Annotated in this window: 8 protein-coding genes; 6 read left to right on the forward strand and 2 right to left on the reverse strand. The window is 38.5% G+C overall.

All coding sequences use genetic code 11. From position 1 onward, the window contains the following. Window positions 1–188 precede the first annotated feature (188 nt). Window positions 189–3,512 carry a hypothetical protein gene (locus L656_RS0111960; protein WP_024599385.1) on the forward strand — a complete coding sequence of 1,108 codons (3,324 nt, stop codon included), beginning with the start codon at window positions 189–191 and terminating at the stop codon, window positions 3,510–3,512. 248 nt (window positions 3,513–3,760) lie between these two features. After that, a complete protein-coding gene (gene topA, locus L656_RS0111965; protein WP_024599386.1) occupies window positions 3,761–6,463 on the forward strand; it encodes a type I DNA topoisomerase in 2,703 nt (900 codons plus the stop codon). 315 nt (window positions 6,464–6,778) lie between these two features. Here topA and L656_RS0111970 read toward each other — a convergent pair whose 3' ends face one another. Beyond that, entirely contained in the window at window positions 6,779–7,021 is a 243-nt protein-coding gene (locus tag L656_RS0111970) for a hypothetical protein (protein WP_007582596.1), read from the reverse strand. A 239-nt stretch (window positions 7,022–7,260) separates the two neighbouring features. On the opposite strand from L656_RS0111970, the gene L656_RS0111975 reads away from it, so the two are divergent. Next, window positions 7,261–7,806 (forward strand): TIGR00645 family protein, encoded by a 546-nt coding sequence (locus tag L656_RS0111975; RefSeq protein WP_024599387.1) that lies wholly within the window; start codon window positions 7,261–7,263, stop codon window positions 7,804–7,806. A 92-nt stretch (window positions 7,807–7,898) separates the two neighbouring features. Here the strand turns inward: L656_RS0111975 and L656_RS0111980 are convergent, their stop codons facing one another. After that, a complete protein-coding gene (locus tag L656_RS0111980) occupies window positions 7,899–9,521 on the reverse strand; it encodes an alpha-glucosidase family protein (protein WP_024599388.1) in 1,623 nt (540 codons plus the stop codon). Between the two features lie 662 nt (window positions 9,522–10,183). Between L656_RS0111980 and L656_RS0111985 the strand changes: the two genes are divergently transcribed. The 3 genes from L656_RS0111985 (at window position 10,184) to L656_RS0111995 (ending at window position 16,420) form a co-directional block, all read left to right on the forward strand. After that, the gene (locus tag L656_RS0111985; RefSeq protein ID WP_024599389.1) at window positions 10,184–12,967 is read left to right on the forward strand and encodes a TonB-dependent receptor; all 2,784 of its coding nucleotides are present in this window, start codon (window positions 10,184–10,186) and stop codon (window positions 12,965–12,967) included. Between the two features lie 109 nt (window positions 12,968–13,076). Continuing rightward, window positions 13,077–14,567, forward strand: coding sequence for a tryptophan halogenase family protein (locus L656_RS0111990; RefSeq protein ID WP_024599390.1), 1,491 nt, complete (start codon window positions 13,077–13,079; stop codon window positions 14,565–14,567). Window positions 14,568–14,569: 2 nt separating this feature from the next. Beyond that, entirely contained in the window at window positions 14,570–16,420 is a 1,851-nt protein-coding gene (locus L656_RS0111995) for a glycoside hydrolase family 13 protein (protein ID WP_024599391.1), read from the forward strand. Window positions 16,421–16,477: the final 57 nt, after the last annotated feature.

A 16,477-nucleotide genomic window follows, 5' to 3' on the forward strand; every position in this document is an offset into this window, starting at 1 on the left:
TGATCTACATTTTTATAAATTTGCCATAGACTACCAGCAAGGAAATATTTACTACAGAAAAAGTTAGTATTTATTTAAAAATATTTTGCACAAAAAAGTAATAAAAAACTGTGATTTTAGACTAAGTTATAGGTTAATATTAAGTGTAAATTAATTTTGATTATAATAACAACGCTAGGGAGAGGTTCATGCCTTTAATGCGACTGCTCGGCATTTCATTGCTAAGTTTTTTACTCACAGCCTGTGGTGGCGGTGGGTCACTTGAAAAAGACGGTTCTATTAGTGATGGTGATTCCACTACAGAGACTAGTACATATTTGGTTTCACTGAAGGGATATTCTCAAACAGACGCAACAGAGTCAAATTCTGTTACTGCTACCTCCTCTTTAGATTTACGTGCAACTCTTACTCAAGACGGGGTAATTGTCGCGGGTAAGCGTATTGCTTTTACATTAGAAGATGAAATTGGTGAATTGTCTCCATCAAGTGCATTAACTCAAAACGATGGTATTGCAACGGTTGAACTTACCGCCGGTACTGAAGCCGGTGCGGGTGAAGTAACTGCTACTTATACAGTCGATGGTGAATCTTATACAAGTACTTTTGCTTTTCAATCAAGTGGTGGGCAAGGTGATGATACGGGGGTTAGTGGTTCAACAACCTTAACGGTAAATATAGTCGATGAGAGTGGCGCTAAGTATTCGGATACAAATCCGGTTACAACCGATAATTTAGGGACGGTTACAGCGACTTTAAAAAATGATGGAGTTGCACTTAGCGAGCAACTTGTTACATTTACTACAAACTTCACAGGCAAAATAACGCCTGACTTAGGTACTGCAATTACTAACTCAGCGGGGGAGGCAAAAGTAACTCTCTCTAGTGGTAGTTTTAAAGGTGCAGGTCAAGTTGTCGCAACTTATAATCCTACTAACTCAACAGAAGTGAGTAATACAGCTGTATTTTATTCTTCAGGTGATTCTGCACCAGTTGATTTGGCACAATTCTCTATATCAGTAAAGCTTTTAACAGGCTGTAACGCAGGCTGGGATGATAATCGTTCTAGTGTAAAACTTGACCCTACTCAAACAGCATCGGGTTGTACGGTAGCCAACACAATATCTTCATCAGAACTAGGTGAATTATTTGTTGAAGTTATTGATGAGCAAAGTGGTGATGGTAGTAAAAATTCGCTTGTTAATATTTCAACAAATTTAGGTTCTGTTCTCCCTTCATCTGGGACAGCCCTTACCGATAACTTTGGTATTGCTTTACTAAAATTGCAACCTGGTAATACTGGTGGAGCTGGTACCGTGACTGTAACGTCTGTAGGTGAAAGTAATTCAACTAATTTTGCTGTAGGTATTGCTGATTTAACCCTAGAGGTTGATAACGGGCTTAATACAGATATTTCAGGAAATGTTATCCCTTTAAAAGCAGGTGGTAGTACAGTTATTGGAGTAACACTTTTAGATGAGGATGGTAATTTATACTTAACTCCAACAGATGTTGAGTTCAGCTCAACGTGTGTAATTAGCGGCGACTCAGTAATTGATGCATCAGTAAAATCATCAAGTGGTATAGCAACATCAACATACCGAGCTACAGGTTGTAGTATTGATGATGATATTAATATCACGGTTGAAACAGGTGGTAAAAACTTCACTGCAACTACGATTATTCCTGTAGAAACATCAGCGGTACAATCAATACAGTTTGTTGATGTCAGTGAAACATTTATTGCATTACCTCCAGGTGAAGGCGGAGCTCCGACTCAATCGATTGTTAGATTTAAGCTAATAGATGCGGATGGTCTTGCTTCCACGCAGCAACGTATTGATTTCAAGTTAACAGATTCAGTGGGTGCAGCTAAACTTTCACTTAGAACAAGTGATACAAATAATGAAGGCTTTGTTCAGACAACGGTTGAATCTGGCATAGTACCTGGTCCATTAGTGGTAAAAGCGTGTTTTATTTCTAAAGAAGATGTTAATAATTTACCTGAAGGTGATGACTTAACATGTTGGGTTGATGATGTTGCGCTGTGCTCTGCAGATCCAACCAATGAAATTTGTCCAGATGGGACACTAACTTTAGTTCCGTTGAGTGAGCAAATAAGCTCTGTATCAGCTCAGTTAACTTTAGCTTCGGGCGTGACAGACCAAAACAGTTTTGATGCAAGCCCAAATACGCTTAATACGAACTCACTTAACTATAACGGTGTTTTAAATGATATTACGGTATATTTTGGTGACCAATTTAATAATTATAATGGTGACGGTGTAGAAGCAACTATTTTAGCTGAAGCAGGGGTCATTGGCTCATCTAGCAATGAAGTTACTTGTAAAACTGACGATGCTACTTGTGTTGTAACCTGGCGCTCTCAAGGAGACCGTCCATTTTATGATTATAAATGGGGTAACCGAATTGGTGACATCGATGGTGATTCAACCACGACGGAAGGAATAAATCCAAAAACAGGTATTATAAATTGTGACCCATATTTTGGTATTGCAGCTCCTTGTATAAATGGTATTACACGCGCTAAAAATAATGCTGATGGCGTTGTTATGGGTGGACGTGTAAGTATTCTAGCTGTCACTAAAGGGCAAGAAAACTTTGTAGATGAGCAAACCACTGATGATGTTAAGCGTACCAATGGTTTATTTGATATTGGTGAGTATTACGCAAGTTACGATTTACCTGAAGCGTTTATAGATCACAATGAAAATGCGACCTTTGATAAAGCAAACTGTAGTGATGCAGACGCTTCAAGTTATGACCCCTCTACAGATGAGTGTTCTGAGCTAATTTCACGTGGTGGTCATAATGAAACATGGCGAGACCTAGATAATGACGGTATTTATGACTTTGCTGATGGTAAATATAATGGCCTATTATGTGGTGAAGCTGCTGAAACTGCAGGTGAGTGTTCTCGAGAGCTAATTGAAGTGCGTAAGCAAATTGAATTGGTTATGTCTGGAGATAACCCATATGTTCGTTTTTCTGTGTTGAAAACAACGGATATTCTTGATGCACCATATCCTGTTTATGTACCAGCAGATTGCTCTGTTTCAGTTGTTGCAGTACTTGAATCTTCTGATGTATCTGAACGTTGTGATATATCAGCAGTTGATTTGTCAAATGTTTTTGCAGATAACCCTGCGTATGACGAAACTGACCCAGATGAAACTGATCCTGAACAATTAGAAGTAGGTTTAGCTGGTATTACTGTTCGTATTCACTACACGGATGAGTTTGGTAATCCGTTGCCTGCAGGTACAACAGTATCAATATCATCTACAAATGGTGACTTATCTATTATCGAAAATAACGCGATTATCCCAAGTACGAATACGGATAAACCAATGTATTCAGATGTTCGTATTTCTCGAGAAGCAGATGGTAATGATAAATTTGACGGTGTACTTTCAATAACATTTGAGTTTACTACTCAGGCTGGTGGAACTAAAACGGTCTCCAAGGGAATTGAAATTTACGATAGTAAATAAGGCTTTATTTTAAAAATGCCAACCTTTAGGTTGGCATTTTTGTTTCTGTTCTATATATTCCACATCAATTAATCTAAAAACACCTGTTTGTTTAATTTAACGACAAAAATTGTTCGTTTATTCAGTAAATACTGAAAAGTTTGTATTAAAAGCTTGTAACAACTAGTGTTTGTAGATATACCTATAAATATTCGCGCCGCTTATGTCGGCAAAACACATTTTTAATATTTGGTTAGAAATAGGCAACTATGGGCAAATCGCTAGTAATTGTAGAGTCTCCTGCTAAGGCTAAAACAATTAATAAATATTTAGGTAATGACTTCATCGTAAAGTCCAGTATTGGGCATGTACGAGATTTACCTACTTCAGGTTCGAGCAAAGCTAAAGTGCCGGCAAGTAAAACGCCAGCAGAAGTTCGTAAAATGGAACCTGAAGAGAAAGCAGCGTATAAAAAGCAACGAGATTATACAAACTTAGTCGCGCGTATGGGTATTGACCCAAACCAAGGCTGGGATCCGCATTACGAAATACTGCCTGGTAAAGAAAAAGTTGTTCAAGAATTACAAAAGCTGGCTGAAAATGCAGACCAAATATATCTCGCAACGGATTTGGATAGAGAAGGGGAAGCAATTGCTTGGCACCTTCAAGAAATCATTGGTGGTGATCCTGCTAAGTATAAGCGCGTAGTTTTTAACGAAATTACTAAAAACGCAATACAGCAAGCGTTTGAAACACCTGGCGAGCTTAATACTGATATGGTTTATGCTCAGCAAACACGTCGCTTTTTAGACCGTGTTGTTGGTTTTATGGTATCACCTTTATTGTGGGCTAAAGTGGCCCGTGGACTTTCTGCAGGACGAGTTCAGTCTGTTGCGGTACGTTTATTAGTAGAGCGTGAGCGTGAAATTAAGGCGTTTATCCCTGAAGAATTTTGGGATATTCACGCTGACGTTAAAAATGCTGAGTCTGAGTTACGTTTAGAAGTAGCCAAACAAGCAGGAAAGCCTTTTAAGCCTGTAAATGAAGCTCAGGCTAGCGCAGCGGTTAAAAGCCTTGAGAATGCAGAATACAAAGTAATTAGTGTTGAAGAAAAACCAAGTAAAAGTCGCCCAAGTGCACCATTAATTACTTCAACCATGCAGCAAGCGGCAAGTACACGTTTAGGTTATGGCGTTAAAAAGACCATGATGCTTGCTCAGCGTTTGTATGAAGGCGGTTATATTACATATATGCGTACCGATTCAACTAATCTTTCAAAAGATGCCGTTGAAATGTGTCGTGAGTATGTAACAAACGAGTTTGGTGCTAAATACTTACCAAAAGATCCAATTAGCTACAGCTCCAAAGGCAATGCACAAGAAGCGCATGAGGCAATACGTCCTTCAAGCGTCACCGTGTTATCTGGTCATGTTGAAGGTGTAGACGCCGATGCTAAAAAGCTGTACGAGCTAATTTGGCGTCAGTTTGTAGCGTGCCAAATGGTACCTGCTGAATACGATTTAACAACACTAACTGTTGCGGCTAACGACTTCCAGCTTAAAGCGAAAGGCCGTGTGCTCCGCTTTGATGGTTGGACAAAAGTACAACCTGCAGTACGTAAGAAAAACGAAGAAGATCAATCGCTACCGGCTGTTAAAGAAGGTGAGATCCTTACTTTAATCGAACTTGATCCCAAGCAACATTTTACTAAACCACCAGCGCGCTTTAGTGAAGCAAGTTTAGTAAAAGAGCTTGAAAAACGCGGTATTGGTCGTCCATCTACTTATGCGTCAATTATATCAACGATTCAAGATCGTGGTTATGTACGTGTAGAAAACCGCCGTTTCTTTGCTGAAAAAATGGGTGAAATAGTTACTGATCGCTTGGTTGAAAATTTCACTGATTTAATGAACTTTGATTTTACAGCTAAAATGGAAGGCCGTTTAGATGATATCGCTGAAGGCGAGCGAGTATGGACTCAAGTTCTAGATAAGTTTTATGCTGATTTTTCAACGCAATTAACTGTCGCTAAAGACGAGCCAGAGAATGGTGGCATGCGTCTTAACGAGATGGTTGAAACCGATATTGAATGCCCTACATGTAGCCGAAAAATGGGTATACGCACGGCATCAACCGGTGTTTTCTTAGGGTGTACTGGTTACAGCCTTCCGCCAAAAGAGCGTTGTACTACGACAATGAACTTAGTGTCGGGTGATGAAGCTGTTGCAGCTGATGTAGAAGATGTAGAAACTGAAAAGTTAATGCAAATGAAGCGTTGTCCTATTTGTGAAACTGCAATGGACTCATACCTAATCGACGAAACCCGTAAATTACATGTGTGTGGTAATAACCCGGCATGTAAAGGGCATATTGTTGAAGAAGGTACCTTTAAAATTAAAGGCTATGACGGACCAATTATCGAATGTGATAAATGTGGTTCTGACATGGAACTTAAATCGGGTCGTTTTGGTAAGTACTTTGGCTGTAATAATGACGAGTGTAAAAACACACGTAAACTACTTAAAAGTGGCGAAGCTGCTCCACCAAAAGAAGATCCTGTTCACATTACTGAGTTAGAGTGTGAAAAGTCAGATGCGTATTTCGTATTACGTGATGGCGCCGCGGGTATATTTTTAGCTGCAAATACTTTTCCCAAGTCTCGTGAAACACGTGCACCTAAGGTAGAAGAGTTAAAACGCTTTAGAGACCGTATCTCGCCTAAGTTTTATTACTTAGCTGATGCACCTGCTAAAGATCCTGATGGTAATCTTGCTGTTGTACGCTACAGCCGTAAAAATAAAGCTCAGTATGTTATGACTGAAGTTGACGGCAAAGCAACTGGCTGGACTGCTCATTATGAAGCAGGTAAATGGACAGAAGAAGCTAAGAAAAAGGCAGCACCTAAAAAGAAAGCTGCTGCAAAAAAGGCACCTGCTAAAGCAAAGCCTAAAGCTAAAAAAGAAGATGAATAAGCACATTATCGCTTATTCATAACTTTTTATAGGCTGAAAAACTATAAAAAAACCGGAACGCACAGCTTGTGTCTATTCCGGTTTTTTTGTGCCTAGTTAAATGTTTTCGCAACGGCTTTATTAGCAGTACATTCAACTAAGCGTATTGGATATACCAATTTTATTAAAAACATGGTCGTTATGTTGCACTAAATAACCCACTCACTGTGTTAAAAAACATTTATATAAAACAACTATATGTCATGCTTTTCGACTTGCTATTGAGCTATTTTTTTAGCGCTATAATAGCTCACTAATTTAATGCAATTGGTATTATTAAATCTTAACAGAAGATACTTTTTTATAGCCTTCAGATTCAAGCTCATCATTTACGCATTTTAATACGTAGGCATTTAGCTCTTCATTGCTTACGTCATCATCTTTAGCCCAGTTAACACACATTTCTGTGTATTCTTTTACCATTTCGGCTGAAGCTGTTGGCGCATCGTCTGCTACCGCGTAAGTCGCAGATACTGCAAATAGTGGAGCTACGATTAATGCTAGCAATGCTTTTTTCATTCGTTTATTCCTAAAAAAATGGTGTGATGACTGATTTACCCAGTTTAAGGTTAGGTTTAAACCAGTAGTGCCCAATCCAGAACAACTCTGTTGGTATATTGATTTTTAAACGAAAACGAAATAAAAGATAACGAAATATTTTTATCGTGAGGATGAGTAATTCACTTGTCAGGATTTCGCAACATTGTGTTGTAGTGGTTTATAAGCTAAGGTCGCTTTTTTAATTAAAAGTCAAACCAATGTCATTACACACCCCTAATAAAAAACCACGCCAAGCTAATAAAGTAGAGCATGCATTAGAATCTTTTATTTTTAAAGGGCGTTGGTTACTAGCCCCATTTTTTGTGGGTCTACTATTTGCAGTTGTACTGTTGTTAATAAAGTTTTTTAAGCAGCTTTATTTAATGGGTATTGCGACATTTACAGCAACCAATCAAGAGTTACTTGTCGGTATTCTAACTTTAGTTGATACGGCATTATTAGCGGGGTTATTGCTGATCATTACATTTAGTGGTTACGAGAACTTTGTTTCTAAGCTTAATATTGATAATCACGAAGACAGACCATCTTGGATGGGCAAAGTTGGTTTTTCAGGTCTAAAGATGAAATTAATAAGTGCGATAGTGGCTATTTCTGCTGTTGAGTTATTAAAAGTTTTTATTAACTCAGGTGCATATCCAAGTGATGAGCTACTTTGGAAAGTGACTATTCATGTCACGTTTGTAATGTCAGGCGTTTTATTTGCTTTAACTGATTACTTAAACAGTAAAACCCAAAGTCATTAGAAAAATTAAATGCACAAAAAAGCCCAAGTAATTTACTTGGGCTTTTTATGTTTAGAGCTTAGCTGTAACATTAAGTGTAATTATTGATGTCATTAACACTCTGCATAAAAGCAAGCGAAAGGCTCAAGCGTTAGTCTGTCTTGGCTTAATTTTGCGCTGTGGTGGCTAAGCTCGTTATATTCTTTAACGATTGATGTCGGCATATCAATATTTGTTTGTTGAGAACTTAGATTAAACAGGCAAAGCATTTTTTGCGTTCCAAGCGTTCTATAAAAAGCAAGCACAGGCTCAGGCGTTTCAATAAACTCAATATCACCCTCAAGTAAAACGGTTTGCTTTTTTCGCCACGCCATAAACTCACGGTAGGCGTTTAAAATTGAGTGACTATCATTTGTTTGCATCGCAACTGATTGATGTTTGTGTGCATCATCAATGGGTAGCCAAGGTTTTACATCACTAAAACCGGCATGAGATGAATCAATTTGCTCCCATGGCATTGGCGTTCTACAGCCATCACGCCCTTTAAAATTAGGCCAAAATGTAATCCCATATGGGTCTTGTAAGTCTTCAAAGGCAACAGATGCTTCACCTAAACCAAGCTCTTCACCTTGGTACATACATACACTGCCACGAAGGGAAGCAAGTAGGGCGGTTAGCATTTTACATTGCTGAGGGTTTATTATGCCATTTTCGCTCCAGCGACTCGCTACGCGCTCTACATCATGGTTGCTAAATGCCCAACACGGCCAACCCTCAGTCATACGTTGTTCAAGAGTTTGAACCGTAGTTCTAATATATTCACTTGAATAATCATTTGTTAAGAGCTCAAAGCTATATCCCATGTGCAGCTTATCGCCACCTTGGGTGTACTGCGCCATTGTCGCTAATGAATCCTCTGATGAGATTTCGCCAAGCGATACAGTACCTGGGTATTTATTAAGTAATGTGCGAATGTCTTGCATAAACTCAATATTTTCTGGCTGAGTGTTGTTGTAGTAATGATACTGAAATGCGTATGGGTTATCCTCACTAAAACCACGACCCTGGCGCTTATCTTTTGGTTTAGCTGGGTTATCGCGAAGTTGTGCATCGTGATAGCAAAAGTTAATAGCATCTAATCTAAAGCCATCTACGCCTTTTTTAAGCCAAAACTCTACGTTATCAAGTACAGCTTGTCTTACGTCAGGATTATGAAAGTTTAAATCGGGTTGTTCGGTTAAAAAGTTATGCAAATAATATTGCCCACGGCGAGGTTCCCACTGCCATGCGCCACCACCAAAAATAGACAGCCAATTATTAGGTGCTGTGCCGTCATCTTTGGCTTCAGCCCAAACATACCAATCCGCTTTATCGTTATTTTGATTTTCGCGGCTATTTGTAAACCATTGGTGTTGATCTGACGTATGGCTTAGTACTTGGTCAATTATAATTTTAATATTGCGATCATGGGCTTGGCTAATAAGTTCATCAAAATCGTTTAAATCACCAAAAAGCGGGTCAATGTCACGGTAGTCACTAATATCGTAGCCAAAGTCTTTCATTGGCGATTTGAAAAAAGGTGAAATCCAAATTGCATCAACGCCTAAGCTTTTAATGTAATCAATACGATTAATAATCCCTTTTAAATCACCAATACCATCGTTGTTGCTATCTTGAAAGCTACGCGGATAAACTTGATAAATAACCGCACCTTTATACCACTGCTTTTGGGTCATGCTTTTCTCCGTCATTCCACACAGTATTTAGACTATTCTTTATTGTGATTACGATTAATCACGTTATTTGCAAAAAGCATACGTGAAGCCTTTAATCCTGTAAAAAGTCTGCATACGTATGCACTAAAAATAATGCAATAAATTTATTAAAAATAAGTGGTTAGAGTGGCTTTAGTAGCGTTCATTTTGCGTATCTATTGTTTACCAATTACGTCAGTCATTGATTTATTAGTTAAATTGAATCTAACAGATTGTACTGTAAGGGAAATATATCCCAAGATCTATATGAAATGGTCTGACCAATTTAACGCTTGGTAAATGTGGAATAATTTAAACGTTATTTGACAGTGATAATTAATTTCACCTTGTTTACATTTAAGTAAAAGTGCCATTAAGTTTCAATAGAATTGATTTGACTATTGATGTTTGTCTTATGTTTTTTATCTATCTTATTACCAATAAAATCAATTGGTTAAAAATACATGTGTGTAATATGTGTTAATGTTAGGCTACATTGAAATTGTTGAATACGTATGCATAAAGTTGTTAATAAAATAAATCTGGCGTTAATATTCATCCTGACAACAAAATTAGCTCGCCTTGTTTAACTATCACTTAAACATTGAACGCGGGTATCACAATATGGGTAACGGGAAAACATTATGTCTATGTTCAAACCAAGTATATTAACTTTGGCATTAACAGCTGCAGGCTTATCGAGCTTTGCTACACAGGCTGCTCAAGAAGATACAATAAAAAAAGATGATGTAGAAGTTATCGAAGTTAAAGGCTTTCGTGGCAGTGTGGTTGAGTCTATTAACACAAAACGCTTCTCTACACAGGTTGTAGAATCTATATCGGCTGAAGATATTGGCAAATTGCCAGATTCTTCAATTGCTGAATCGATTGCGCGTTTACCCGGTTTAACAGCTCAGCGCTTAGACGGCCGAGCAAGTCGTGTCTCTATTCGTGGTTTTGGCGAGAATGAAAGTGGCACAACGTTTAATGGTCGTGAACAAGTATCGATTGGTGATAACCGTGGTGTAGAGTTTGACCTTTACCCATCAGAAATAATGAGCGGTGTAACTGTTTATAAAACGCCAAATGCAAGTATTGATGCTGAGGGTATTGCTGGTGTTATTAATATGCAAACAGTTCGTCCTTTAAGCAAAGGCGAACGTGTTGTACAAGTAAATGGACAGTATGAGCAAACCAGCTTTAGTAAATTAAACCCTGACGGCAACGACGACGGTTACCGAGGCACTATTTCATACATTGATCAATTTGCAGACGATACCATTGGTGTTGCATTTGCACTAAACACCATGAGTTCACCAAATCAAGAAAAACGTTGGAACTCATGGGGTTATCCAGAATTCACTGAAAATGGTAACGATTATTCAATTTTAGGTGGTGCTAAACCTTACGTACGTTCATCAACGCTTGAGCGTGATTCGGCAATGCTTGTTTTAGAAGCGGCGCCCACAGATAAATTAAATATGACGTTTGATGCGTTATATGTAGATTTTACAGATGAAAAAATTCTACGCGGTATTGAAGTTCCATTTGCATGGGGACAAGGTAGTATTGATGCAAATAGTGTTGTAGTTGATGAAGCATCTGGCTTTATAACAAGTGCAGTAACACAAGGTCAGCGTGTTGTAGTTCGTAACGATTATGAAGAACGCGAAGCCGAACTTACAGCCTTTGGTTTTAATACTAAATACGATATTGACGATTCATGGTCAGTTGAGTTTGATGCAAGTTACTCACAAGTAGAGCGCAAAATATGGAGTGTTGAAAGCTATTCAGGCACTGGTCGTGGTGATGCTCGCGGTGTAGCAGATAACTTGGGTTACACATTTAATGGTGGTAACACTGGAGCTACTTTTTCACATGATTTAGATTATAGCGATTATGGTTTAATACAATTAGGTGGCCCACTATCGTGGGGTGCAAGCTCTGCACTTAACGATAAATATGGTTTGACTGGCACTGAGTATGAAAACCAAGCGCAAGATGGTTTTATTAATGCACCGACCATTGAAGATGAATTATCAACATTAAAAATAGCGGCTTCAAAGGTATTAGAAAACGAGTACATAAGCTCTATTGAATTTGGTATGTCTTACAAAGAACGTGAGAAAACAAAAGATTCAGAAGGTTACTTTATGACGTTATCTAGCTTTTCGCTTGATAACCCAGGCATGCTTAGCGTGCCAGAACAGTACCGTAACGGAAGTGTTGACCTAGGCTTTATAGGCATGGGCGATATGATTGCTTATGACGTAAATGGCTTAGTTAACGATGGTTATTACGACTTACTTGCAGAGAGCTTAACAAATACAAGTCATGCGACGAAATCGTGGACTGTAAGAGAAGAAATTACTTCTGCATTTGTTCAAGCAAATATTAATGCTGAAGTAAGCGGTCTTGCATTAACGGGTAACGTGGGCGTGCGTTATGTACAAACTGATCAATCATCACAAGGTAACGCATTTAGTACTGTTGATGGTGTGGTTGTTACATCACCTACAAACATAAGTCATGATTACTCACACGTATTACCTAGCTTAAACCTGTCACTTGCGATTGATGAGCAACAAACGATACGTTTTGGTGCTGCTAAAACAATTTCTCGTGCACGCTTAGATGAAATGAATTCATCAGTTAATGCGTCATATAATCAAACGCCAGATGAAAATGGTAACTATTGGTCTGTATCGGGTGGTAATCCAAATTTAGAGCCTAAAGAAGCAACAGGCTACGATTTTACTTACGAGAATTACTTTAGTGATGAGGGTTACTTCTCTGCAGCGTTTTTCTATAAAGATTTAACTCAGTGGATTTTTGACGGTACTTACGCAATTGATATGTCGGGTGTCGCAGATCCATCTACCGGAGAATTACCAGCAACATCATCGGGTACTGGCAGTGGTAAAATAAATGGCGGCGGTGGCGATTTATATGGTTATGAGCTGTCACTGGCATTACCATTTAAAATCTTCCATCCGTCTCTTGAAGGTTTTGGTTTAATTGCCAGCCATACTGGTATTGAGTCTGATATTGAGGACCAAAACGGTAACGATTACGAACTACCTGGTCTTTCAGATAAAATTCAAAGCTTAACGGTTTACTACGAAATGCATGGTATGCAGTTACGTACCAGTATGCGTAAACGGAGTGCCTTTAAAGGCGATGTATATGGTTTAGGCTTTGATACGGAACAAGTTGATATTTTAGGTGAAACTATTTGGGATGTTCAAGCGGGTTACGACTTTAGTGAAGCAGGTATAGAGAGCCTTGAAGGTTTATCAATTCAGTTCCAAGTACAAAACCTAACCGAAGAACCGTTTACGTCGCTTTCAGGCGACAATGCTTTACAAGTACGTGATTACCAAGATTACGGTCGCACTTACTTGTTAGGCTTTAGCTACAAGCTATAATAAAAGCTGTGTGTAGAAGCCCTTGTAATTTGTGTTACAAGGGCTTTTTTATAGCTAGTTTACCTAACTTTTTAACCGTACTTACATTTAATAAAACGTGGATAATAATATGAAACCAATAAAACACGTGGTAATTGCAGGCGGTGGTACCGCAGGCTGGATAACAGCAGCACTGCTTAATAAAGTGTTAGGTAAAGTAATTAATATCACACTAATAGAATCATCGGCTATTGGTACCGTAGGAGTGGGTGAAGCAACAATACCGCCTATTATTCAACTTAATAACGCGCTGGGTATAAACGAGCAAGATTTTATTAATGCCACTAATGCTTCAATAAAATTAGGTATAGAGTTCGAAAACTGGAAAACCCAATCGCATAGCTATATGCATGCGTTTGGCTCGTTTGGTAAAGATTTTCCCTTTTGTGATTTTTATAATTTTTGGTTAAAAGGCCAAGTTACGGGTTGCGAAGACGAACTATGGGATTTTTCACTCAATTACCAAGCGGCTAAACAGCATAGGTTTGCCCCTTTAAATACCATCCCAAATACTCAACTACCTGGGCTGAGTTATGCATATCATTTTGATGCGACGCTTTACGCTGAATATCTAAAAAAGTTGGCTATATCGCGCGGTGTTAAATATATAGATGCAAAAATAGACCATGTTGAACAATGCTATACAGGCAATATTAAAAGCCTAACACTTAATAACGATAGTCAAATTAGTGGTGATTTATTTATAGATTGCACCGGGCTGCGTGCCTTGTTAATTGAGCAAACACTTAATACAGGGTTTATTGATTGGTCTCATTACTTACCATGCGATAGTGCAGTGGCTGTTCAAACGCAAAGTACCAATGAGCTAAAACCTTATACGCGATCTATTGCACATAGTGCTGGTTGGCAATGGCAAATACCACTGCAAAATCGTATTGGCAATGGCCTTGTTTATTGCAGTAGATACTTGTCAGATGATGATGCTAAGCAGTTACTGCTAAAAAGCTTACCCGCTGAGCCAATTACAGAGCCCCGTATTATAAAATTCAAAACAGGTCGGCGCTTAAAGCAGTGGCATAAAAACGTGGTCGCGGTTGGTTTATCAAGTGGATTTTTAGAGCCGCTTGAGTCAACCAGTATTCATTTAATTCAAACTGCGGTTACACGCTTAATTAAACTATTTCCACATAATGGCATTAGCGATGCGTTAGTAACGCAGTTTAATAAACAAAGCGTTATTGAAATAGAGCATATACGCGATTTTATTATTTTGCATTATAAACTCACCGAGCGAGAAGATACCCCGTTTTGGCGTCAATGCATGCAAATGGATATACCAAATTCCCTTACCCATAAACTGAGTTTATTTAAACAAACAGGCAAAGTAGTGCGGGAAGATGATGAACTATTCGCTGAAGTTGCTTGGCAGCAAGTCATGATAGGGCAAGGGCTTATCCCTGATGACTATAACAGTATTGTTGATTCACTAAGTGATGATCAACTAAGCGATTTATTCTCTACTTTAAAAACATTGATAAACTCAACAGTTGCGCAGCTACCAACTCACCAGAATTTTTTAGCCAGCATTAAAAAGGTATAACAATGCGATTTTTAAACACACTTTTACTAGTAAGCGCATGTAGCTTACCAAGCTTTAGTTATGCACTTAATGTAGAGCCTGCCAATTGGTGGGTAGGCATGAATAAAAATAACATTACAGTACTCGTACATGAGCAAAATATAGCGAACGAAGAATTTAAATTAGATAAGTATAAAGGGGTTAATCTTAATAACGTAACCCGCACTGACAACCCTAATTATGCTTTTCTACATTTAAATATTAGCGATAACGCCAAAGCAGGAACGCTTCAATTTAAGAGTAGCGATCCAGTACATAGCTTTGAATTTCCTTTACTTACCCGAGATAAACATAGCGCGCAACGCCAAGGTTTCACAAATGCAGATGCTTTATATTTAATTAACCCAGATCGCTTTGTAAATGGTGATGAAAAAAACGATACAGTTAGAGGTATGTTAGAAAGTGCAAATACAAGCTTTAAAGGCGGGCGACATGGCGGTGATATTCAAGGTGTAATTAATGCGCTGCCGTATTTAAATAATCTAGGCGTGACACAGCTTTGGCTTACTCCAGTGCTTGAAAACAACATGCCAGATTACTCTTATCATGGTTACGCGATTACAGACTTTTACAACGTTGATCCACGTATGGGTTCAAACCAGTTGTATAAAACGTTGTCAACAAAGGCTAAAGAGCAGGGAATTGGGCTTGTTATGGACATGGTGCTTAATCACTTTGGCTCTGAGCACCTGTGGATGAAGGATAAACCAACTCAAGATTGGATTAACTTTAATGGGCAGTTTGAAAATGGCAAAAATGCCACAAGCCATGCGCGCCAAACAATTCAAGATCCACACGCAAGTAACTACGATAAACGCCAATTTAGCGATGGTTGGTTTGTCGCTAGCATGCCCGATTTAAATCAGCGCCAACCATTATTAAATGAGTATTTGATTCAAAATGCAATTTGGTGGATTGAATACGCAGATTTAAGCGGTATTCGTGTAGATACCTATTCTTATTCAGATAAAGCGTTTTTAAGTGATTGGACCAAGGCCATTATGGATGAATACCCACACTTTAATATTGTTGGCGAAGAGTGGACTTCAAACCCTGCAATAGCGTCGTATTGGCAGCGCGGCAAAGTTAATCAAGATGGGTATGTGTCAAGCTTACCCAGTGTGATGGACTTTTCGTTGCAAGAGGCGGTAATTCGAGCTTTAAATGAAGATGAAAGTTGGAGTACAGGCTGGGTTAAAGTATATCAGTCATTAGCTAACGATTTTTTATACCCAGACACCAATAACATTATGGTGTTTGCTGATAACCACGATATGAGCCGTGTATATACGGAGCTTGGGCAAGACTTAGCTAAAACTAAAATGGCGATGACTTTGTTTTTAACAACGCGCGGCATTGCACAAATATATTATGGAACCGAAATATTATTAGATAACACGCCGAGTAAAGATCATGGTGATATACGCATTGATTTTCCAGGTGGGTTTAAAAATCAAAACGCCAATGCGTTTACTGGAATAGGTTTAAGTAAAGAGCAGCGCGATATGCACAAGACTATAAGCACGCTACTTAACTTTAGAAAGCAAAGCCCGGCACTTACAAAGGGTAAGCTCGTTCATTTCAGCCCGAACAATGGTGTGTATAGTTATGCTCGCGTTAGTGATACGCAAACAGTATTAGTTTTTATGAATAAAAACAAAGTAAAACAAAAGCATAATCTTGATTACATGCAAGAAGTTATACCAAAAAATGCCAATGCGCAGGCATTATTCAAACAACACACTTTTAAACTAACTAACAATATTAACTTAAAGCCAATGGCTGCTACGGTATTAGTGATTAATACGCCGTGAATGTTTAAGTGAATACGTATGCAGCAACTGTATGCTTGCTGCAGATATCTTTAGTAT

Origin of the sequence: Pseudoalteromonas sp. TAE56, assembly GCF_000497955.1 — a bacterium.
Classification (GTDB): Bacteria; Pseudomonadota; Gammaproteobacteria; order Enterobacterales; family Alteromonadaceae; genus Pseudoalteromonas.